20 protein-coding genes are annotated in these 20,138 nt (G+C 70.3%); 16 read left to right on the top strand and 4 right to left on the bottom strand.

From position 1 onward, the window contains the following. The first annotated feature begins 50 nt into the window (after nucleotides 1-50). The 7 genes from RKD20_RS19315 (at nucleotide 51) to RKD20_RS19285 (ending at nucleotide 6,259) form a co-directional block, all read left to right on the top strand. Nucleotides 51-1,262 (top strand): MFS transporter, encoded by a 1,212-nt coding sequence (locus RKD20_RS19315; RefSeq protein ID WP_424878804.1) that lies wholly within the window; start codon nucleotides 51-53, stop codon nucleotides 1,260-1,262. Further along, entirely contained in the window at nucleotides 1,213-2,385 is a 1,173-nt protein-coding gene (locus RKD20_RS19310) for an acetoin utilization protein AcuC (RefSeq protein ID WP_385995137.1), read from the top strand. The genes RKD20_RS19315 and RKD20_RS19310 overlap by 50 nt, the downstream gene beginning before the upstream one ends. Nucleotides 2,386-2,469: 84 nt before the next feature. Continuing rightward, nucleotides 2,470-3,285 carry a phosphatase gene (locus tag RKD20_RS19305; protein WP_424878803.1) on the top strand — a complete coding sequence of 272 codons (816 nt, stop codon included), beginning with the start codon at nucleotides 2,470-2,472 and terminating at the stop codon, nucleotides 3,283-3,285. A gap of 129 nt (nucleotides 3,286-3,414) precedes the next feature. After that, a complete protein-coding gene (locus RKD20_RS19300) occupies nucleotides 3,415-3,624 on the top strand; it encodes a helix-turn-helix domain-containing protein (protein WP_016437488.1) in 210 nt (69 codons plus the stop codon). Between the two features lie 177 nt (nucleotides 3,625-3,801). Then, nucleotides 3,802-3,900: a 30S ribosomal protein bS22 gene (locus RKD20_RS19295; protein ID WP_003948845.1), complete on the top strand. Its 99-nt coding sequence runs from the start codon at nucleotides 3,802-3,804 to the stop codon at nucleotides 3,898-3,900. Between the two features lie 227 nt (nucleotides 3,901-4,127). After that, nucleotides 4,128-5,192, top strand: a complete 1,065-nt coding sequence (locus RKD20_RS19290) for an NAD-dependent epimerase/dehydratase family protein (RefSeq protein WP_424878802.1) — start codon at nucleotides 4,128-4,130, stop codon at nucleotides 5,190-5,192. Between the two features lie 14 nt (nucleotides 5,193-5,206). Continuing rightward, entirely contained in the window at nucleotides 5,207-6,259 is a 1,053-nt protein-coding gene (locus RKD20_RS19285) for a lysophospholipid acyltransferase family protein (RefSeq protein WP_424878801.1), read from the top strand. A 191-nt stretch (nucleotides 6,260-6,450) separates the two neighbouring features. Here the strand turns inward: RKD20_RS19285 and RKD20_RS19280 are convergent, their stop codons facing one another. The 3 genes from RKD20_RS19280 to RKD20_RS19270 form a co-directional block, all read right to left on the bottom strand. Beyond that, nucleotides 6,451-7,662, bottom strand: a complete 1,212-nt coding sequence (locus tag RKD20_RS19280) for a DUF5667 domain-containing protein (RefSeq protein ID WP_424878800.1) — start codon at nucleotides 7,660-7,662, stop codon at nucleotides 6,451-6,453. 233 nt (nucleotides 7,663-7,895) lie between these two features. Further along, nucleotides 7,896-8,669: an ECF subfamily RNA polymerase sigma factor, BldN family gene (locus RKD20_RS19275; protein WP_359422635.1), complete on the bottom strand. Its 774-nt coding sequence runs from the start codon at nucleotides 8,667-8,669 to the stop codon at nucleotides 7,896-7,898. A gap of 313 nt (nucleotides 8,670-8,982) precedes the next feature. Continuing rightward, nucleotides 8,983-9,909, bottom strand: a complete 927-nt coding sequence (locus RKD20_RS19270; RefSeq protein WP_424878799.1) for an HAD family hydrolase — start codon at nucleotides 9,907-9,909, stop codon at nucleotides 8,983-8,985. Between the two features lie 117 nt (nucleotides 9,910-10,026). On the opposite strand from RKD20_RS19270, the gene RKD20_RS19265 reads away from it, so the two are divergent. The 7 genes from RKD20_RS19265 to RKD20_RS19235 all read left to right on the top strand — a co-directional run bounded on the left by RKD20_RS19265 (nucleotide 10,027) and on the right by RKD20_RS19235 (nucleotide 17,480). Continuing rightward, entirely contained in the window at nucleotides 10,027-10,314 is a 288-nt protein-coding gene (locus tag RKD20_RS19265) for a glutaredoxin family protein (protein WP_424878798.1), read from the top strand. A 235-nt stretch (nucleotides 10,315-10,549) separates the two neighbouring features. Continuing rightward, nucleotides 10,550-11,320, top strand: a complete 771-nt coding sequence (locus RKD20_RS19260; RefSeq protein WP_424878797.1) for a redox-sensing transcriptional repressor Rex — start codon at nucleotides 10,550-10,552, stop codon at nucleotides 11,318-11,320. Then, entirely contained in the window at nucleotides 11,317-13,011 is a 1,695-nt protein-coding gene (locus RKD20_RS19255) for a glutamyl-tRNA reductase (RefSeq protein WP_424878796.1), read from the top strand. The genes RKD20_RS19260 and RKD20_RS19255 overlap by 4 nt, the downstream gene beginning before the upstream one ends. Continuing rightward, a complete protein-coding gene (gene hemC, locus RKD20_RS19250; RefSeq protein ID WP_424878795.1) occupies nucleotides 13,008-13,967 on the top strand; it encodes a hydroxymethylbilane synthase in 960 nt (319 codons plus the stop codon). The genes RKD20_RS19255 and hemC overlap by 4 nt, the downstream gene beginning before the upstream one ends. Beyond that, on the top strand, nucleotides 13,964-15,667 hold the full coding sequence (locus RKD20_RS19245; RefSeq protein ID WP_424878794.1) for a uroporphyrinogen-III synthase: 1,704 nt from the start codon (nucleotides 13,964-13,966) through the stop codon (nucleotides 15,665-15,667). Before hemC ends, RKD20_RS19245 begins: the two co-directional genes overlap by 4 nt. A gap of 167 nt (nucleotides 15,668-15,834) precedes the next feature. Then, the gene (hemB, locus tag RKD20_RS19240) at nucleotides 15,835-16,827 is read left to right on the top strand and encodes a porphobilinogen synthase (protein ID WP_424878793.1); all 993 of its coding nucleotides are present in this window, start codon (nucleotides 15,835-15,837) and stop codon (nucleotides 16,825-16,827) included. A gap of 296 nt (nucleotides 16,828-17,123) precedes the next feature. Further along, the gene (locus tag RKD20_RS19235) at nucleotides 17,124-17,480 is read left to right on the top strand and encodes a DUF805 domain-containing protein (RefSeq protein ID WP_020120721.1); all 357 of its coding nucleotides are present in this window, start codon (nucleotides 17,124-17,126) and stop codon (nucleotides 17,478-17,480) included. 29 nt (nucleotides 17,481-17,509) lie between these two features. Here the strand turns inward: RKD20_RS19235 and RKD20_RS19230 are convergent, their stop codons facing one another. Then, a complete protein-coding gene (locus RKD20_RS19230) occupies nucleotides 17,510-17,683 on the bottom strand; it encodes a hypothetical protein (RefSeq protein WP_424878792.1) in 174 nt (57 codons plus the stop codon). A 234-nt stretch (nucleotides 17,684-17,917) separates the two neighbouring features. On the opposite strand from RKD20_RS19230, the gene RKD20_RS19225 reads away from it, so the two are divergent. Together RKD20_RS19225 and RKD20_RS19220 are read left to right on the top strand one after the other, a co-directional pair. Then, nucleotides 17,918-18,820, top strand: coding sequence for an SAM-dependent methyltransferase (locus RKD20_RS19225; protein WP_424878791.1), 903 nt, complete (start codon nucleotides 17,918-17,920; stop codon nucleotides 18,818-18,820). A 114-nt stretch (nucleotides 18,821-18,934) separates the two neighbouring features. Beyond that, nucleotides 18,935-20,131 (top strand): PLP-dependent aminotransferase family protein, encoded by a 1,197-nt coding sequence (locus RKD20_RS19220; protein ID WP_424878790.1) that lies wholly within the window; start codon nucleotides 18,935-18,937, stop codon nucleotides 20,129-20,131. The last annotated feature ends 7 nt before the right edge of the window (nucleotides 20,132-20,138 follow it).

The raw sequence follows: 20,138 nt of genomic DNA, 5'->3' as shown, positions 1-20,138 counted from the left end.
TCTTTGGCTGGATCTACCCACGAGTACGTCGGGGCCCTACGCTCGCCGCCATGACAGATGTGCTGCGGCGCGGTAGGGCCTCGCTGGCGTTCAGTTTCTTCGCGCAAGGTGTCGCCTTCGCTCTGCTGGTGACGCGGATCCCCGCCATCCAGGACCGGTACGGGGTGTCCGACGCCCTGCTGCCGGCGTTCCTGGCTGCCGTGCCGATCCTCGCCGGGGTCGGGAGTGTCTCGACCGAGCACCTGGTGAAGCGAATACGGCCCAGTCGGCTGCTGCGGGTTGCCCAGCCCGTCGTGCTCCTGGCGCTGCTCGGGGTGGGGGCCGGGAACTCGACGGTCGAACTCGGGGTCTCGCTCGCCGCCTTCGGGCTCGCCGTCGGCATGCTCGACGCGTCCATGAACATGCTCGGGGTGAGCCTGCAGCGGTCGTACGGGCGCAGCATCATGCTGAGCTTTCACGCGGTGTTCAGTCTCGGCGGGATCGTGGGGGCCTCGCTCGCCTGGGTCGGGGCGCACTGGCATCTGGCGCTGTTCGTGTCCTACCTGCCGGTCGTGGTGGTGCTGGCGCCGCTGTGCCTGGTGGGGAGCCGGTGGTACGTCGACGGGGACGGCGCTGCCCTGGAGGAGCAGACACAGGGCGGGGACGGGGTCGTCTTCAAGCTGCTGCTGCCGCTGTGTCTGGTGATGACCTTCGCCTACATCGGGGACTCCACCGTCTCCAACTGGAGTGCGAAGTACCTCCAGGACGTGCTCGGGAGCAGTGAGCAGCTGGCGACCGTGCCGTACAACGTCTACATGGTGACGACCCTGCTGGGGCGGGCCATCGGGGACTTCGGGGTACGGCGGTTCGGGGCGGCGACGGTCGTACGGGCGGGGGCGCTGGTGGCGGCCGGGGGGTTCGCGGTGGTGGCCGTGGCGCCCGGGCCGTCGGTGGGGATGCTGGGGTTCACGCTGCTGGGGCTGGGGTTGTGTGTGCTGGTGCCGCAGACCTTTGCCGCGGCCGGGCGGTTGTTCCCGGGAGCGTCGGATGCGGCGGTCGCTCGGCTGAACGTCTTCAACTACGTCGGGTTTCTGATCGGTTCGCCGTTGGTGGGGGCCTTGGGGGACGCGTGGAGCTATCGCGGGGCCATGCTCGTGCCGATGGTGTTGGTGCTGGTGACGCTGGTGTACGCCAAGTCGTTCGCGGCTCAACAGGACCGATACGGTGGCGGGCATGAGCGGCCGCGCACAGCTGATGTGGGACGAGGCAGTAACGGGCTATGACTTCGGTCCGGACCATCCGATGGACCCGGTCCGGCTCGACCTGACCCGGCGACTGGTGGACGCCTTCGGGCTGGACCGGGACGTGGAGGTCGTGGCCGCGAAGGCGGCGGGCGAGTCGACGTTGCGGCTCGTGCACCGGGAGGACTACGTCGAGGCCGTGAAGGCGGCCTCCGTGGACCCGGGGGCGGCCGACCAGTCGTACGGGCTGGGGACGATGGACGATCCGGCCTTCGAGCGGATGCACGAGGTGTCCGCGCTGATCGCCGGGCAGTCGGTGGGAGCGGCGGAGGCCGTGTGGCGGGGGGACGCGTTGCACGCGGTGAACTTCGCGGGGGGGCTGCACCATGCGATGCCGGGGGGAGCGTCCGGGTTCTGCATCTACAACGACGCCTCGCTCGCCATCGCGCGGCTGCTGGAGCTGGGGGCCCGGCGGGTCGCCTATGTGGATGTCGACGTGCATCACGGGGACGGGGTGCAGGCGGCGTTCTGGGAGGATCCGCGGGTGCTGACGATCTCGTTGCACGAGCATCCCCGGACGCTCTTTCCGCAGACCGGGTGGCCGGAGGAGACGGGGGCGGACTCGGCCGAGGGCAGCGCCGTGAACGTGGCGCTGCCGGCCGGGACGGGGGACGCGGGGTGGTTGCGGGCGTTCCACGCCGTGGTGCCGGAGCTCATCGCCGACTTTCGGCCCGATGTGCTGGTGACGCAGCACGGGGCCGATACGCACTTCGAGGATCCGCTGGCTCATCTCGCGGTGTCGTTGGACGCGCAGCGGGCGGTGCAGGTCGCCTGTCATGAGCTGGCGCACGAGTACGCCGGGGGGAAGTGGATCGCGCTCGGGGGCGGGGGGTACGCCGTGGTGGATGTCGTGCCCCGGTCCTGGACGCATCTGGTGGGGATCGCCGCGGGGCGGGCCATCGAGCCCGAGGCGATGATTCCCGAGGGGTGGCGGCAGGAAGTGTTCGCCCGGACCCGGCAGTTGGCGCCGGCCCGGATGACGGACGGGCGGTGGCCGGTGTCCTACGCGGAGTGGGATGCGGGGTACGACCCCGCGGACCGGCTTGATCAGGCGGTGCTGGCCACTCGGCGGGCGGTGTTTCCGTTGCGGGGGTTGCTGGCGTAGGGCGCACGGCCCGGTTACTCCGACTGTGCGGTGTTTTCCTGTTCCCGTCCCCTCCCCACCCCTGCATCCGCCACCATCGCTCCCGTGTTGAGCACCGGCGCCCTCCGCGCCCATCTGCTGGCCGCTCGTCTGGCCGGGCCCGTGGCCACCTCCCGGGAGGAGAGTCTGCGGAGCTATCGGTTGTTCGCGGCCCGGGATCCGAGGGTGCTGATCGGAATTGATCCCGAATGGTCCTGGAATGAGCGGGATCTGATCGGTCTCATGGCTGACAAGTGCGGTGTTTCGGGCAATCCTCGGCATAGAACGGGCCGCGATGTGATCGATCCTGAACGGACGCTCGCCGCGCTCGACGCCTTCGCGGAGCGGCTCGCGGCAGTTGCCCAGCGCGGCGGGGCCGTGCTTCTCGGCACCGGTCATCCGCACCGACTGCTCGGGTTCTACGCCGCCCTCGCGGACGCCCTCTCGGCGGCGGGATGTGCCGTCCTCACCCCTGCGTATGGTCGCTGTGTCGACATAACGACCCGGTTCGGTCTACGTACGTACAACCTTCAGTACGTACGAGGAGTCGCGCTCGTGCGGCGACGGGAGGCGGAGAGCTCCGGTTGTGAGCCGGGCGCACACACGCATTCACCGCTCCCGGTTCGTACCGCGCTGGCGGCCGCGGCGGAGGGCGGCGGACCGACCCCCGAGCTCGTGATCGGGGATCACGGATGGGTCTGCGGAGCAGGTCAGCTGGGGTTTGAGGCCATTGGGCTCGCGGATACGGACGACCCCGCGCTCTTTGTGGGGGAGGCCGAGGGGGCCGTGTCCGTCGTCGTTCCACTTGATGACGCTGTGCGGTCTGATTACTACCGGCCGCTGACCCGCTACGTACTCAATCGAGCGTGTCTGTCACAGTAGGCCGCCGATGGGTGCACCTCTTCCCCACTTGCATCACCCGCCCCTACATTGGGGAGTGAGCACGCAGCGACGAAGAGTCACCGGAAGGGGAAGCCGGTGGCCGTCGAGTGCGGAAGGTTCAGGTGTGTCATGGCTGCTGAACAGAGGCCTCTGAGTGAGGTTCAGTTCCTTACCGTGGCGGAAGTCGCCTCGGTGATGCGAGTGTCGAAGATGACCGTGTACCGCTTGGTGCACAGCGGTCATCTGCCCGCGATCAGGGTGGGACGGTCCTTCCGTGTCCCCGAGAACGCGGTTCACGAGTACCTCCGCGAGAGCTATGTGGGGGTGGAGACGGCCTGACGACGACCGGACTCGGGGAGGTTCCCAAGGGGTCTCAGGGCACTCGTGGCCCCTGCCGGATCTCCCCGGTTCACCTCGATTACGACCTCAGCGCTCGGGCGGGTAGGCTAGCCCCTCGTAGGTCGTATGGGCCCATGGCGCCCAGCACCGAGTGATGAGAAGTGAGCGAGGGTAGTCGTGGGCTCTGTTATCAAGAAGCGGCGCAAGCGGATGGCCAAGAAGAAGCACCGCAAGCTGCTCAAGCGCACGCGCGTTCAGCGTCGCAACAAGAAGTAGGCGACGACGCGTAAGCGTGATTGTGGCCCCCCACCCAATGCCGGTGGGGGGCCACACGCGTGTCAGGACGTGGCGTTGGGCTGGATGTCGTCACCTCACGCAGTGGGCGGTCATCACAGCGCAACATCGAACCGCTAAGTTGGCGGCACACGGGGAACGCGGCACAGGACTGGGGCTGTACAGGAGCCGTACAAGGCTGGACTACGGCTGGAAGGAAGGCGCTGATCTTGGGAAAGGTCGTGCTCGTCACCGGAGTGGCCCGACAGCTGGGAGGCCGGTTCGTACGACGCATACAGCGTGACCCGCAGGTGGACCGGGTGATCGCCGTGGACGCGGTGCCGCCGGAACACCATCTGGGCGGTGCCGACTTCATCCAGGCGGACATCAGGCAGCCCGGTATCGCGCGGATTCTCGCGGAGACGGCCGCCGACACGGTCGTACACCTGGATGTCACGGCGATGGCGCTCGGCAGCGGTAGCCGGTCCACGGTCAAGGAGACCAACGTCATCGGCACCATGCAGCTGCTCGGTGCCTGCCAGAAGTCGCCGAACGTGCAGCGGCTGGTGGTGAAGTCCAGTACGAACGTGTATGGGTCCGCGCCCCGCGATCCCGCCGTGTTCACGGAGACCACCCCGCCCAAGTCCCTGCCCTCCGGCGGCTTCGCCAAGGACACGGTCGAGGTCGAGGGGTATGTGCGCGGCTTCGCGCGGCGGCGCCCCGACGTGGCCGTGTGCGTGCTCAGGTTCGCCAACATCCTGGGGCCGACGGCGGACACCCCGCTCGCCTCGTACTTCGCGCTGCCGGTGCTGCCGACCGTGTTCGGGTACGACCCGCGGTTGCAGTTCGTGCACGAGGACGACGTGATCGAGGTGCTCAGGATGGCCTCGCACGAACCGGAGCGGGGCACGCTCAACAGCGGCACCTTCAACATCGCGGGCGACGGGGTCCTGCTGCTGTCGCAGTGTTCCCGGCGGCTTGGCCGGCCCACCGTGCCCCTGCTGCTGCCGGCCGTCACCTGGGCCGGGTCGCTGGTGCGTACTCTGGGAATGACGGACTTCTCGCCCGAGCAGATCCGGCTGCTGACCCACGGCCGGGTCGTGTCGACGGTCCAGATGCGCGAGACGCTCGGATTCCGGCCGAAGTACACGACGGCGGAGACCTTCGCGGACTTCGCGCGCAGCCAGGGCCCCGGGCTGCTGCCGCCGGAGGCCCTCGCGGGGGCCGTCGACCGGATCGCCGCGCTGCCGCCCCTGGCGGGCAGCGGCCACCCCCCGACGCAGAGCGCCAACTGAGGAGCGCATCAACGATGGCGGACGCCAAGGTCATTCCGTTCGACGACGACCGGTCCCGCGCAGGCGCCGTACAGCGGCCGGCGCGGCGCCGGAGCCCGGGGAGCCGGCGCAAGGGCCCCGAGCCCGCGCTGGTCCGTGAGGTCCAGCCCCTGCCCAGCGCGGCTTCCGCGCAGGATGATGTTTCTGTGACGCGTGAGGAACAGCCGCCGCAGCAGGCGCACGACGAGGGCGGTCTGGAACGGCGGATCGCGGGAGGTCTGAACTTCCTGCGCCGCCGGCTCACCGGGGACTACGAGGTCGACGACTTCGGCTACGACGAGGAACTCACCGACCAGGTCCTGATGTCCCTGCTGCGGCCGGTGTACGAGAAGTACTTCCGGGTCGAGGTGAAGGGCGTCGAGAACATCCCTGCCGAGGGCGGGGCGCTGATCGTCGCCAACCACTCGGGCACCCTCCCGCTGGACGGCCTGATGATGCAGGTCGCCGTCCACGACCACCACCCCGCGAACCGGCATCTGCGGCTGCTGGCGGCGGACCTGGTCTTCATGCTGCCGGTGGTCAACGAACTCGCCCGCAAGGCAGGTCACACCCTCGCCTGCGCCGAGGACGCCGAGCGGCTGCTGGGGCGCGGTGAACTGGTCGGTGTGATGCCGGAGGGCTTCAAGGGCATCGGCAAGCCCTTCAGCGAGCGCTACAAGCTCCAGCGCTTCGGCCGGGGCGGCTTCGTCTCCACGGCCCTGCGCCAGCGCACCCCGATCATCCCGTGCTCGATCGTGGGCGCGGAGGAGATCTACCCGATGATCGGCAACGCGAAGACCCTGGCGCGTCTCCTGGGCTTCCCGTACTTCCCGTTGACGCCGACGTTCCCCTGGCTCGGCCCGCTGGGCGCGGTCCCGCTCCCGACCAAGTGGACGATCCAGTTCGGTGAGCCGATCCCGACGGACGGCTATCCGCCGGAGGCCGCCGAGGACCCGATGCTGATGTTCAACCTGACGGACCAGGTGAGGGAACAGATCCAGCACACGCTGTACAAGTTGCTGGTGCAGCGAAGGTCGGTGTTCTTCTGACGGGGTAGTTCCGGTGGGGCCGGCGGGTCGGAGGACGCCCGTCCGACCGGGGGCTGCGGGGCGACCGCAGCAGACAGGAGGGGCCGAGTTGCTGGTGCAGCGGCGGTCGGTGCTCCTCTGACGTACTGATCCGGTACGACGGTGGGGGCGCCCTTCCTGCGAAGGGCGCCCCCACCGTCGTACCGGAAGAGCTAGTTCGCGTCCTCGCCGTTGATGCCCAGGCCGGGCAGGAGGCCCGGGAGAAGGGGCGGGAGGGTGACGTCCGGGTCGGCCGAGGGGGCCGGGGACGTCGGGGTGGCGGTGCCCGTGTCCTTCGGGGGGTCGAGGAGGCCGCCGGTGTTGCCACCGAGCAGGCCGTCGTCCTGGCCGCCGGACGGGGTCGACTTGCTCGGGCTGCTGCCGCCGGTGTGCTCCGAGGAGTCGCCGGCACCACCCGGGGCCGTGGAGCGCCCCGAGCCGGTCGAGGTGTTCGAGGTCGGCCCGGAGCCCTGCCGCTGTCCCGGGCCGCCGCCACGGGCCGGAGGTTCGGGGAGCAGGGACTGGAGCGGCGCGACTTCTTCGTCTATGGCGTCGAAGACCTCGGACACCTGGTCGCTGACATCGCCGAGCTGGACGGGCAGCCGGTCTCGCAGCGCCCCCCAGGCCTCGCGGTGCGAGCGCGAGAAGCCGGCCAGGGCCTGAATGGGGCCCAGGGAGTTCGGGTCGCGCTCGTACGCCTCGTGCAGCAGCCGGTGGCCCTCGGAGGCGTCGTGCTGCATGCCGGACAGGGCGCGGCGGATCTCGCCCACGGACTCGTGGTCGAGGTGACCGCCCCGGCCGCGCTCCATCAGGCGGCGGGCCTCGTTCAGCCGGGTGGAGGCCTGGTCGAGGTAGGTGACACCGCGCTCGTCGTCCCCGTCGGACAGGTGGTTGAGCTTGAAGTCCTCGATGCCGCGCTTGAGGCCGTACAGCGAGTCCCCGGGCAGGGCGTCGGAGCTGGCCGCGGCCACTCCGCCGAAGGCTCCGGCGGCGACGCCGACGCTCAGACCGCCCGCGGCCAGGCCCTTGGTGAACCGGGAACGCGGACGCAGTTTCCCGAGCGGACTCGCCCGGTGGGTGCCTTTGGCCCGATGGGAGCGCTGATCGGGGACCGCGGGTTCCGCCCCGTCGCCCTCCAGCAGCATGGCCTCCATCGCGGCCACCAGCTGGGCTCGCTGGACGACCTTGACCTCGGGGTCCAGCTCAGGCCTGGGCAGCTCGCCGAGACACTCCGCGAGGGCCAACAGACGGCCCGGATCGGGGTGTTCCGCGGCGGCCGGAGCTGGTCCTTCGGACTGCTCGGCCGCCGGTTCCCGGTCGGACTGCTCCTCCAGGGCCTGGGCGAAGGCGTTCGCCCGCCGGTGCGCCGATACGTTCGCGATCACTGGCGGCACCTCCTCTCGTCATGACGGTCGACTCCCCAGGGGGTCCTGAGGGTTGCACACCCTGAGCACAAGTACCCGATCGGGTGATCGGAGTCGGCCAGGGAGTGACCACAGGGAGCCTGCATCCCGCACAACGAGCGGCGTGGCACTTGGGTTACGGACTGCGGATGATCGGATCGGGGAGTCAACGGACTTTCACCGAGAGCGAGTTGATGATTACGGGGCGTGCGCTCTCAGCGGGCGTCTTCCGGGAGGAGCCGGGCCAGGGTGCGGACGGCCCGGTACTGCAGGGTCTTGATGGCGCCCTCGTTCTTGCCCATCACCCGGGCGGTCTCGGCGACGGAGAGGCCCTGGAGGAAACGGAGGGTCACGCACTCCTGCTGCTGGGGGTTGAGCCGGCGGACGGCGTCCAGCAGCGCGGCGTTGGAGAGGGACTCCAGGACGGAGTCCTCGGGCGAGCGCTCGACCTCGTTGGCGTCGAGCATCTCGCCGGTGGTGACCTCCAGCCGGAACCGGCTCGACTTGAAGTGGTCGGCGACGAGGTTGCGCGCGATGGTGACGAGCCAGGCGCCGAAGTCGCGGCCCTGCCATGTGAAGGTGCCGATCCTTCTGAGCGCACGCAGGAACGTCTCGCTCGTCAGGTCCTCGGCGGTGGCCTTACCTCCTACCCGGTAGTAGATGTACCGGTACACCGTGTCGCTGTACTGGTCGTACAGGCGGCCGAAAGCGTCGGCCTCGCCGGCCTGGGCGCGTTCGACCAGGTCCATCATGCGGGCGCTGTCGCTGTCCGCGGCGGGACGGCGGGCCGGTGCGGCACCGGTCGAACGCCCTCGTCTGCCGACGGCCGCGGAACCGTCGGCCAGTGCGTAGCACGGGCCGATCGGTGCCGCGGCTACGGCGAGGGCGGGGACGGCGTACGCGGTGGGGACGAAGCCGCGCAACAGGTCGAGGACCGTTGCGCGCAGCGTAGCCAGGCCCGAGGCGTCAACCCCGACGTGTGGGTACACGGGACTCCCAGAGGCAGAGCTTCCATCACGTGCAGTGCGGGACCGTTCACCCGTCGTAGCGACGGAGAGGTACCGGATTGCGTCTGAGGAGAATAACGCTTAGTGCAGGCACTGCTACACCCAGTTGCTCTATTCATCGATTACGTCGCTTCCGTAACCGATTGAAGGCCCTTCAAGTACCACAGAGTGACCGGTTGTTGATCGAAAACGTCGCGTTCTGTCAGGGAACGGGGCGTGTTGTGGCCGTGTGCAGCCAATGTGCCTGCACACGGGGTTACGCGTACAAAACCCGGGGATTGGTGTGTTTGCCTGGTTACCGGCGGCGCTTGTGCAGGGCGATCGCCGCCGCCGTGCCGCCCGCCACCGCTCCCACGCCCGCGGCCGCCGGGATGCCGACCTTCGCCGCCTTGCGGCCCGTGCGGTAGTCGCGCAGGCGCCAGTCCAGTCGGCGGGCGTGCTTGCGGAGCTTGGTGTCCGGGTTGATCGCGTAGGGGTGACCCACCAGCGAGAGCATCGGGATGTCGTTGTGGCTGTCGCTGTACGCCGCGCAGCGCGACAGGTCGAGCCCCTCCGCCGCGGCCAGGGCCCGGACCGCCTCCGCCTTCGCGGGGCCGTGCAGGGGCTCACCGACGAGCTTTCCCGTGTAGACGCCGTCCACGGACTCCGCCACCGTGCCGAGCGCGCCGGTGAGACCGAGGCGGCGGGCGATCACCTGGGCGATCTCCACCGGGGCCGCCGTGACCAGCCACACCTTCTGGCCGGCGTCCAGGTGCGCCTGTGCCAGCGCGCGGGTGCCCGGCCAGATGCGCTCGGCCATGTACTCGTCGTAGATCTCCTCGCCGATCGACTGGAGTTCGGCGACGCGGTGGCCCTTCACGATGGACAGGGCCGAGTCGCGGGCTTCCTGCATGTGCTCCGGGTCCTCGGAGCCGGCGAGCCGGAACCAGGCCTGCTGCCAGGCGAAGCGGGCGAGGTCGCGGGTCTCGAAGAACTTCCGCTTGTACAGGCCGCGGCCGAAGTGGAAGAGGGACGCGCCCTGCATCACGGTGTTGTCCAGGTCGAAGAAGGCGGCGGCCTGGATGTCGCCCAGGACCGGGAACTGTGACTCCGGTTCCGTACCGGCGGTCTCCTCGACCTCCTGGGAGGACTTGCGCGCAGCCTCCGCCGAGGCCTCGCCTGCCAACACGCTTCGCGCCGTGGCGGAGCGCCTACGGGGAGTGAGCCATCCGAGAGCGGCCATGGCGTGAGCATAGCCAGTCTGTTCGGTGGTTCCGGAGTCGAGAGGTTTGAAGGGTGTGAACACTCCAAGACTGTGCCGTTAAACAGGGGGCCACGGCCGGCGGCGACGCGCGGGAGAATGGCTGACATGACTCCCCTCTTCCGCCGAAAGCAGGCCAGGGTCCCCGGGGACCGGCTCGTCACGCTGATCCGCAAGCCGGGTTGTCATCTGTGTGATGACGCACAGGTGGTGATCGAGAAGGTGTGTGGAGATCTCGGGGTTCCCTGGGAGTACAAGGACATCGACCGGGATCCTCAACTCCACGACCAGTACTGGGAGCAGATCCCCGTCGTGCTCGTCGACGGTGAACAGCACACTTTCTGGCGGGTGGACGAGGAGCGCCTCCGCAAGGCCCTGACCGACTAGTCCAACTGGTCCGGTCGGTCGCTTAGGATCGATGGCGAAGTGGCCTCGGGGGCGGGATTGATGAGGGAAGTGTGCGGTTTTGCCTCCGAGAGAGACACGCGTGACCCCGGTCACGTTGGCCGGGCAAATCGGACACCATCTTTGTGCACGCGTTCACAAAGACATAGCCTGCTTTCGACGGGGCGGTCCGGGGACGTGTGACCGCCTACAGCCCCGCTCTACCCGCAGGAGCACCGTGGCAACTGGCCGAACTCACCGACCGGCGACCCGTAGCCGAGGGATTCCCGAGGCCACCGTCGCCAGGCTTCCGCTGTACCTACGAGCCCTGACGGCACTGTCCGAGCGCTCGGTACCCACGGTGTCCTCCGAGGAACTCGCCGCCGCCGCGGGGGTCAACTCCGCGAAGCTGCGCAAGGACTTCTCCTACCTGGGTTCTTACGGAACGCGCGGTGTCGGCTACGACGTCGAGTATCTCGTCTACCAGATCTCCCGCGAGCTCGGCCTGACCCAGGACTGGCCGGTTGTGATCGTCGGTATCGGCAATCTCGGCGCGGCCCTCGCCAACTACGGCGGCTTCGCGTCCCGTGGCTTCCGGGTCGCGGCGCTGATCGACGCCGATCCGGCGATGGCGGGCAAGCCGGTCGCGGGCATTCCGGTGCAGCACTCGGACGAGCTGGAAAAGATCATCGAGGACAACGGCGTGTCCATCGGGGTCATCGCGACCCCCGCCGGTGCCGCCCAGCCGGTCTGCGACCGGCTCGTGGCCGCCGGGGTCACCTCCATCCTGAACTTCGCGCCGACCGTGCTGTCCGTGCCGGACGGCGTCGACGTGCGCAAGGTCGACCTCTCCATCGAGCTGCAGATCCTCGCCTTCCACGAGCAGCGCAAGGCCGGTGAGGAGGCCGCCGCCGCGTCCGACGGCGCCGGTCCGGTCGCCGCGAGCCGTGACGCCGCCTCCGCCGACAAAGGGCCCGACGGGGACGTACCCGCCGTGATGCCGGCATGAGTCTCCTCGTCGTCGGGCTGAGTCACCGCAGCGCGCCGGTCAGCGTGCTGGAGCGGGCGGCACTGCATGCCGATGCGCAGATGAAGTTGCTCCAGGACACCGTCGCCGCGGAACCGGCCGCTGAGGCCGCGGTGCTCGCGACCTGCAACCGCATCGAGCTGTACGCCGACGTGGACAAGTTCCACGCCGGGGTGGCCGAGCTGTCCACGCTGCTCGCCCAGCACAGCGGGGTGGGCCTGGACGAGCTCACCCCCTATCTCTACGTGCACTACGAGGACCGGGCCGTCCATCACCTGTTCTCGGTGGCCTGCGGGCTCGACTCCATGGTCGTCGGGGAGGGGCAGATCCTCGGACAGATCAAGGACTCCCTGGCCCGGGCGCAGGAGCTGCACACCGCCGGGCGGCTGCTGAACGACCTGTTCCAGCAGGCGCTGCGGGTCGGGAAGCGGGCGCACTCCGAGACCGGGATCGACCGGGCGGGACAGTCGCTGGTCACCTTCGGGCTGGAGCAGCTGGCGTCCGGTACGGCGGTGCAGGACTGGGCGCTCGCCAAGAAGGCGCTGGTCATCGGGGCCGGGTCCATGTCCTCGCTGGCCGCGGCGACGCTTGCGCGGGCGGGTGTTTCCGAGGTCGTGATCGCCAACCGGACCGCGGAGCGGGCTGAGCGGCTCGCGCAGATACTCAATGACGCCGGGGACGTGGCGGCCCGTGCGGTACCGATGGACTCGGTGTCGGACGAGCTGACACGTGCCGATGTCGTGGTGTCCTGTACGGGGGCCACGGGGCTTGTCCTGACCGCTGAGGCCGTTGCCGCCGGGCGGGGGTTGGACGCGCAGCCCGGCACCGGCGAGGCGCCGTCCCGCTTCGGATCGGGAGCGGCACGACTGCCCGCGGACCACGGGACGGAGGAGAACTGTCCTCTGGACCTGCCTCCCATGCCCGCCACCGCCGGGTTCTCCGTGCTCGGGGAAGCCGCCGTCGCCGGGATGGCCGCCTCCGAGCTGGAGCAGCACGCCGCCTGGGTGGACAACGCGCCCAGGCCGCAGGGATCCGTGGCTGTCGTCGATCCCGTGCAGGAGGCCGACGCCATCGCCGCGCTCGCCGCCACCGCCGCCGCCATCGGGCGGGTTCCCGAGCGGCGCAGGCCCGAGCCCGTCGCCGAGATCCCGCGGCCGACCCCCTCGCTCTTCCTGCTCGACCTCGCCATGCCCCGGGACATCGACCCCGCCGTGCACCGGCTGGGCGGCGTGCGGCTCGTCGACATCGAGTCGCTCGCCGAGGCCTCGGCGGACGCTCCCATGGCGGCCGACGTCGACCAGGTCCGCCGTATCGTCGCCGACGAGGTCGCGGCCTTCGGGGCGGCGCTGCGGGCCGCGCACATCACGCCGACCGTGGTCGCGCTGCGGACCATGGCCGCCGACGTCGTCGCCGGTGAGATCGCCCGGCTCGACGGGCGGCTGCCCGGCCTCGACGACAAGCAGCGCAATGAGATCACGCAGACCGTGCGGCGCGTGGTCGACAAGCTGCTGCACGCGCCGACCGTACGGGTCAAGCAGCTCGCGGCCGAGCCCGGCGGTGCCGGGTACGCGGACGCGCTGCGGACCTTGTTCGACCTCGACCCCGAGACGGTGGCCGCCGTCTCCCGCGCCGAGGACAGCACTACCGATGAGAAAGACCGAGGCTCGTCATGAGTACCAAGGCGCTACGGCTCGGGACCAGGCGGAGCAAACTCGCCATGGCCCAGTCCGGGCGGGTGGCGGAAGCCGTGAGCCAGGTGACCGGGCGGCCCGTCGAGCTCGTGGAGATCACCACGTACGGCGATGTGTCCAAGGAGGCGCTCGCGCAGATCGGCGGCACCGGTGTCTTTGTGACCGCGCTGCGCGAGGCCCTGCTCAAGGGCGAGGTCGACTTCGCGGTGCACTCGCTGAAGGACCTGCCGACCGGGCAGCCGGACGAGCTGGTGCTGGCCGCGCTCCCCGAGCGTGAGGACCCGCGGGACGTCATCGTCGCCCGGGACGCCCTGAAGTTCACCGATCTGCCCCCGGGTGCCCGCGTCGGTACCGGTTCGCCCCGGCGTACCGCGCAGCTGAACGCGTACGCCCGCGCGCACGGGCTTGATATCGAGACGGTTGCGATCCGGGGGAACATCGACACCCGGGTGGGGTTCGTGCGCGATGGTGAGATGGATGCGGTGGTGCTGGCAGCCGCTGGGCTGCAGCGCATCGGCCGGATCGACGAAGTGACCGATTTCCTCTCGGTCGACATGGTTTTGCCCGCTCCCGGCCAGGGAGCACTCGCGATCGAGTGCACCGCGGACAACGCGGACCTGATCGCAGCGCTCGGCGAGCTCGACGACCCGCTCACGCGGGTCGCCGTGACCGCCGAGCGGTCACTGCTCGCCGCCCTGGAGGCCGGCTGCTCCGCCCCTGTGGGCGCGCTGGCCGACCTGCTGGCCGACGGGCAGATTGTCAAGGAAATGCGCCTGCGGGGCGTCGTCGGCACCACCGACGGCTCGCGCATGGTGCAGTTGTCCACCACCGGTCCCGTGCCCGAGACGCACGACCAGGCAATGGCGCTCGGCCGTGAACTCGCGGCCGAGATGCTCGCCCAGGGCGCGGCCGGTCTGATGGGGGAGCGAGCACAGTGAGCCCCACCACTCTTCCCGCCGGTCCTGAACACGGGCACGTCACCTTCCTGGGTGCCGGACCCGGAGATCCGGGACTGCTGACTCTGCGCGCCGTGGAGGCGCTCACGAACGCGGACGTCCTCGTCGCCGGGCACGAAGTGCTCGACGTCGTACGCGTCCACGCTCGGTCGGGCGTCGCTGTCGTGAACACGGACACGGAGTCGCCTTCGGCTCCGGTTCCGGGCACGGGCGCGCCCCAACTGACAGTCGTTGACGGCACGTCAACAACCGCTCCTGTCCCCGCTGTACGGGATGCGGCACATCTTGTCATGGAGGCCGCGCGGGGCGGCAGGCGGGTCGTGCGTGCCGTGTCCGGGGACCCCGGGCTCGACGCGTACGCCGCCGAGGAGATGCTGGCCTGCGTCCGCGCGGGCGTGCCCTTCGAGGTCGTGCCCGGTGTGGCCGCGGCCGTCGGCGTGCCCGCGTACGCCGGTGTTCCGCTGCGGGACGCGCAGGGCGCGGACGTGCGGTTCGTGGACGCGCGCACGGCCTCCGACCGGTGCTGGACGGAGGTGGGGGTGTCGGACGGGACCGTGGTCGTGTCAACCACCCTGGACTCCGTGGGCGCCGCCGCCGGCGAGCTGGTCGCGGCCGGGCGCAAGCCCGACACCCCGATGACCGTGACGGTCGCCGGTACGACCACGCGCCAGCGGACCTGGACGGCCACCCTGGGCACCATCGCCCAGACGCTCAAGCAGGCCAAGGTGCTGCCCTCGCCCGAGGGCGGGCGGCCGGTGATAGCCGTGGTCGGTGAGCGCTCGGCCGCCGCGCAGCGCGACCAGCTGTCGTGGTTCGAGAACAAGCCGCTGTTCGGCTGGAAGGTTCTCGTGCCGCGCACGAAGGAGCAGGCCGCCTCGCTCTCCGACCAGCTCAGGTCCTACGGGGCCGTGCCGCACGAGGTGCCGACGATCGCGGTCGAGCCGCCGAGAACGCCCCAGCAGATGGAGCGGGCGGTCAAGGGCCTCGTGACCGGGCGCTACGAGTGGATCGCCTTCACCTCGGTCAACGCCGTCAAGGCCGTCCGGGAGAAGTTCGAGGAGTACGGGCTCGACGCCCGGGCCTTCGCGGGGATCAAGGTCGCCGCGGTGGGCGAGCAGACGGCCAATGCGCTGATCGCCTTCGGTGTGAAGCCCGATCTGGTGCCGAGCGGTGAGCAGTCGGCCGCGGGTCTCCTTGAGGACTGGCCGCCGTACGACCCCGTCTTCGACCCGATCGACCGGGTCTTCCTGCCGCGGGCCGACATCGCCACCGAGACGCTGGTGGCGGGGCTCATCGAGCTCGGGTGGGAGGTCGACGACGTCACCGCCTACCGGACCGTGCGTGCCTCGCCGCCGCCCGCGGAGACCCGGGAGGCGATCAAGGGTGGCGGGTTCGACGCCGTGCTCTTCACGTCGTCGTCCACCGTGCGGAACCTGGTGGGCATCGCCGGGAAGCCGCACAACGTGACGGTGATCGCCTGCATCGGTCCGGCCACGGCGAAGACCGCCGAGGAGCACGGGCTGCGGGTGGACGTGATGGCTCCCGAGCCGTCCGTGCACAAGCTGGCCGAGGCGCTGGCCGACTTCGGGCTGCGGCGGCGTGCCGCCGCGCTGGAAGCGGGGGATCCCGTGACGCGGCCCAGTGAGCGGCGGCCGGGGGCCAGGCGTCGTCGTACCACCTGATTCGGGTTCCGCCCTGGACCGTCCGGATTCCCTGCTCCATGGGGATGACGGGCGGTTCAGTGCTTTCCCGGCGGCCGGTCCCCGGGGCGACCGCCGCCCGTCCCCGGGCCCGGCCGGCGACAGAACGTCGGCAAAGGTGCGCCCGGGGCGGGCGTAGCGTAGGTGCCATGTCGACGTACGGATCCTTTCCCGGCACGCGGCCCCGGCGGCTGCGGACCAACCCCGTCATGCGGCGCATGGTCGCCGAGACCCGGCTGCACCCCGCTGACTTCATCCTTCCGGCGTTCGTGCTGGAAGGGGCGAGCGAGCCGGTGCCGATCTCGGCGATGCCCGGGGTCGTGCAGCACACCCGGGACAGTCTGAAGAAGGCGGCCGCGGAGGCCGTGGCGGCCGGGGTGTCCGGGATCATGCTCTTCGGGGTGCCGGAGGAGTCGAAGAAGGACGCTGTCGGGACGCCGGGGACCAATCCCGACGGGATTCTGCAGGTGGCCATCCGGGACGTGCGGGCCGAGGTCGGGGACGACCTGCTCGTGATGTCCGACCTGTGTCTCGACGAGACCGTCGACCACGGCCACTGCGGGGTGCTGGACGACCAGGGGCGCGTCGACAACGACGCGACCCTGGAGCGGTACGCCGAGATGGCCCAGGTGCAGGCCGACGCGGGCGCCCATGTCGTGGGGCCCAGCGGGATGATGGACGGGCAGGTCGGGGTCATCCGGGACGCGCTCGACCAGATCGGGCGGGAGGACGTGGCCATCCTGGCGTACACGGCCAAGTACGCCTCCGCGTTCTACGGGCCGTTCCGCGAGGCCGTCGCCTCCTCCTTGCAGGGTGACCGCAAGACGTACCAGCAGGACCCGGCGAACGTGCGGGAGTCGCTGCGGGAGCTCGCCCTCGATCTGGAGGAGGGCGCCGACATGGTGATGGTCAAGCCGGCCGGGCCCTACCTCGACGTCCTCGCCCGGGTCGCCGACGCCGTGGACGTGCCGGTCGCCGCCTACCAGATCTCCGGTGAGTACTCGATGATCGAGGCCGCCGCCGAGAAGGGCTGGATCGACCGGGACCGGGCGATCCTGGAGACTCTGACCGGAATCAAGCGGGCCGGGGCGCAGAACATCCTCACCTACTGGGCCACCGAGGTGGCGCAGAAGCTCCGCTGACGAAGCCGCTGGGACGGCGTGTCACGGCAACGGTTCGAGCTCGGTCCGGATACGGGCTGAGCTCGTTCCGGCCAACGTCCGGACAACGCCCCCTGCTTCACGTGGTGATCTTCTGGCGGTCTGTCCGGAATCCGCGCCCTGAGGGAGGTGGATTTGTCGGGGTCTGGCAGGTGCGCGACTTGATGAACCGCTTACATCCGTCGAATTGACGAGTTCCCGACATCCTCCATATCTTCTGCGCCTGGCCTGATCCATTCGGAACGGTTCCGAACGGCGATCTCTGGGGGGACACCACCATGAGCTGGTTCATCGAAGTTCTCAAGAAGTACGCGGTCTTCAGCGGGCGTGCGCGCCGCAAGGAATACTGGATGTTCGCGCTGTTCGCCGGGATCATCTACGTCGTGTTCGCCATCCTCGGCGCCGTCACCAAGCAGTCGTGGCTCGTGGCGATCCCCTACCTCGCCTTCCTGCTGCCCGGCCTGGCCGTCACCGCGCGCCGCCTGCACGACACGGGCCGCAGCGGCTGGTGGATCCTGTTCGGCCTCGTGCCGATCGTCGGCGGCATCACCCTGTTCGTCTTCTCGGTGCTGGACAGCGAGCCGGGCGACAACAAGTACGGCCCCAACCCGAAGCTGGCCCCCGCGCACGTGTGATGCCGTAGCTCCGCTTCGAGGCCGCCCGGTCAGTTCCGGGCGGCCTTCTGGTTTTCCGCGGGGCTCACCGCGGCCGCCTTGTCCGCGGCCGGGCCCTCGTCGCGTACGCCCTGGCCGTCCTTGCAGCCCGTGAGGGTGGTGAGGGAGAGAAGGGCGAGGGCGAGTGCGGTGAGCAGGCGGGGGGTGTGGGGTCGGCTGGGCATGGGATCAGGCTGCGGGGGAGCGGGCGCGATCGCCAGCCCTGGCGGGGGATTCGGGACGGCCTCGTCCCAGGGGCCGCGTTGACCTGCGCGGATGTGCCTTCCCGAGTCCCTCCCGCGGGATGCGGGACGGGGCGATTCGGGCACCGGGCACCATCAAGTCGCCCGGGGAGTTAGGTTCTTGACCATCGCGGTGGTTGTCCGTCGAAGGACCGACACATTCACAGGGGAGACGCCATGTCCGGTGACGCGCTGAGCCAGGACCCGGCCGAACTGGCCAAGAGGATCGACACCACCAAGGCGCATCCGGCCCGCGTCTACGACGTCTTCCTCGGCGGCAAGGACAACTACCCCGCCGACCGCGAGGCGGCCGCCGCCGCGCTCGCCGCCAACCCCCGCGGCTACCTCGACGTACGCCACAACCGCGACTTCATGCGCCGGGCCGTCGACCGGCTGACCGGGCGGGACGGCATCCGGCAGTTCCTCGACATCGGCACCGGGCTGCCCACCGCGGAGAACGTCCACCAGATCGCCCAGCGGACCCGGCCCGACGCCCGGGTCGTGTACGTGGACAACGACCCGGTGGTGCTGGCGCACGCCCGCGCGTTGCTCACGAGCGGACCCGAGGGGCGTACGGACTACATCGACGCCGACTTCAAGAACCCCGCGCAGATCCTCGAACAGGCCGCGAAGACCCTGGACTTCGACCAGCCGATCGCGCTGTGCCTGGTCGCCATCCTGCACTTCGTCGAGGACGACGAGGCCTATCCGATCGTGCGGGAGCTCGTGGCGTCCCTGCCCGCGGGGAGCCGGATCGTGCTCAGCCATCTGACCGACGAGATGCATCCCGAGCCCGCCCGCGCGGTCCAGCGCACCTACACCGAGCGCGGGTTCACCTTCGTGTTCCGGTCCAAGGCGGAGGTGGAGCGGTTCTTCACCGAGGTGCCGGGCGTCTCCCTGGACGAGCCCGGTGTGGTGCCCGCGCATCTGTGGCACCCCGGGCCCGCGCCGGCGCCGCCCGCCATCGACGCGGAGGACTTCGCGTCCCTCGACGACATCGAGAAGATCCGCTACCGCGACATCAACGACGTCACCGACGACGACATCAACGTCTACGGGGCGACCGGCACGAAGGCGTGAGCGGGTGTTCCGGGTGACCGGCGTCCGTATCGCGGAAAGGTGCTTGTAGGTGGCACTCAGTTCCTTAGGCTGCGCTGACCAGCCGTAGCAGTCCGCAGTCGAAGGAGCCGTGTCATGACGGTGCCCACGTTCGCTTCCGCGCCGCCGCTCGCCGCCCGGGCCCGGGTGGTCGGTGGGTCGCCGGTACGGGACATCCTCGCCGTCACCGCCCGCCCCGAGGTCATCAACTTCGCGGGCGGGCTGCCGGCGCCCGAACTGTTCGACGCCGAGGGGATCGCGGAGGCCTACCGGGCGGTGCTGGCGGAGGTGCCCGAGCGGGCCCTTCAGTACTCGACCACCGAGGGCGAGCCCGTGCTGCGGGCCGCCCTGGCGGAGCGGATGTCGGTACGCGGGCTCGCCACCGACGCCGACGACGTCCTCGTCACCACCGGCTCGCAGCAGGCGTTGTCGCTGCTCGCCACCGCGCTGATCGAGCCCGGGGACACGGTCCTCGTCGAGAGCCCCTGCTATCTGGCCGCTCTCCAGGCCTTCGGGTTCGCGGGCGCCCGGGTGGTTGCCGTGCCGGGGGACGACGAGGGGCCCGATCCCGTGGCGCTGGAGGAACTCGTCGTGCGGGAGCGGCCCAAGCTGCTCTACACCGTGCCCACCTTCCAGAACCCGACCGGGCGGACCATGTCCGCGGGGCGCCGGGCCGCGGTCGCGTCCGTGGCCGCGCGGCGCGGGCTGTGGATCGTCGAGGACGACCCGTACGGCGAACTCCGCTTCGAGGGTGAGCGGGTGCCGTGGATCGCCGCCCACGAGGAGGTCCGCGACCGGGTCGTGCTGCTCGGCTCCTTCTCCAAGGTCATGGCCCCCGGACTGCGGCTGGGCTGGCTGCGGGCGCCCGGTGAGCTGCGGCGGGCCTGCGCGGTCGCCAAGCAGGCCGCCGACCTGCACACCCCGACCGTCAACCAGCTCGCCGCGGCACGGTACCTGGCCGACCGGGACCTCGACGCGCATGTCCGGCGTGTCGCGGGGGTCTACGGGGGGCGACGGGACGCCATGCTCGCGGGGCTGGCCGAGGCCCTGCCCGAGGGGTCGACCTGGACGCGTCCCGAGGGCGGCATGTTCCTGTGGGCACGGCTCCCGTCGTCGTACGACACCACCGCGCTGCTGCCGCAGGTCGTGGCGCGGGATGTGGCCTACGTCCCCGGCGCGCCCTTCTACGCCGGTGAGCCCGACCGCTCGACCCTGCGGCTCTGCTTCGTGACGCAGACGCCTCAGGAGATCGGGGAGGGGCTGCGGAGGCTGGGGGAGGGGCTGTCGGGGTAGGCGCCAG

The organism is Streptomyces sp. SLBN-8D4, assembly GCF_049739545.1.
GTDB lineage: Bacteria > Actinomycetota > Actinomycetes > Streptomycetales > Streptomycetaceae > Streptomyces > Streptomyces canus_C.
The sequence above is the reverse complement of the archived record's forward strand: the minus strand, read 5'-3'. Positions and strand labels throughout refer to the sequence as shown.

Coding starts and splice junctions, on each gene's coding strand:
- RKD20_RS19310 (WP_385995137.1), top strand. CDS start 1,213: ATGAGCGGCCGCGCACAGCTGATGTGGGACGAGGCAGTAACGGGCTAT.
- RKD20_RS19235 (WP_020120721.1), top strand. CDS start 17,124: ATGAGCTGGTTCATCGAAGTTCTCAAGAAGTACGCGGTCTTCAGCGGG.
- hemC (WP_424878795.1), top strand. CDS start 13,008: ATGAGTACCAAGGCGCTACGGCTCGGGACCAGGCGGAGCAAACTCGCC.
- RKD20_RS19285 (WP_424878801.1), top strand. CDS start 5,207: ATGGCGGACGCCAAGGTCATTCCGTTCGACGACGACCGGTCCCGCGCA.
- RKD20_RS19220 (WP_424878790.1), top strand. CDS start 18,935: ATGACGGTGCCCACGTTCGCTTCCGCGCCGCCGCTCGCCGCCCGGGCC.
- RKD20_RS19270 (WP_424878799.1), bottom strand. CDS start 9,909: ATGGCCGCTCTCGGATGGCTCACTCCCCGTAGGCGCTCCGCCACGGCG.
- RKD20_RS19225 (WP_424878791.1), top strand. CDS start 17,918: ATGTCCGGTGACGCGCTGAGCCAGGACCCGGCCGAACTGGCCAAGAGG.
- hemB (WP_424878793.1), top strand. CDS start 15,835: ATGTCGACGTACGGATCCTTTCCCGGCACGCGGCCCCGGCGGCTGCGG.
- RKD20_RS19230 (WP_424878792.1), bottom strand. CDS start 17,683: ATGCCCAGCCGACCCCACACCCCCCGCCTGCTCACCGCACTCGCCCTC.
- RKD20_RS19255 (WP_424878796.1), top strand. CDS start 11,317: ATGAGTCTCCTCGTCGTCGGGCTGAGTCACCGCAGCGCGCCGGTCAGC.
- RKD20_RS19300 (WP_016437488.1), top strand. CDS start 3,415: ATGGCTGCTGAACAGAGGCCTCTGAGTGAGGTTCAGTTCCTTACCGTG.
- RKD20_RS19315 (WP_424878804.1), top strand. CDS start 51: ATGACAGATGTGCTGCGGCGCGGTAGGGCCTCGCTGGCGTTCAGTTTC.
- RKD20_RS19265 (WP_424878798.1), top strand. CDS start 10,027: ATGGCTGACATGACTCCCCTCTTCCGCCGAAAGCAGGCCAGGGTCCCC.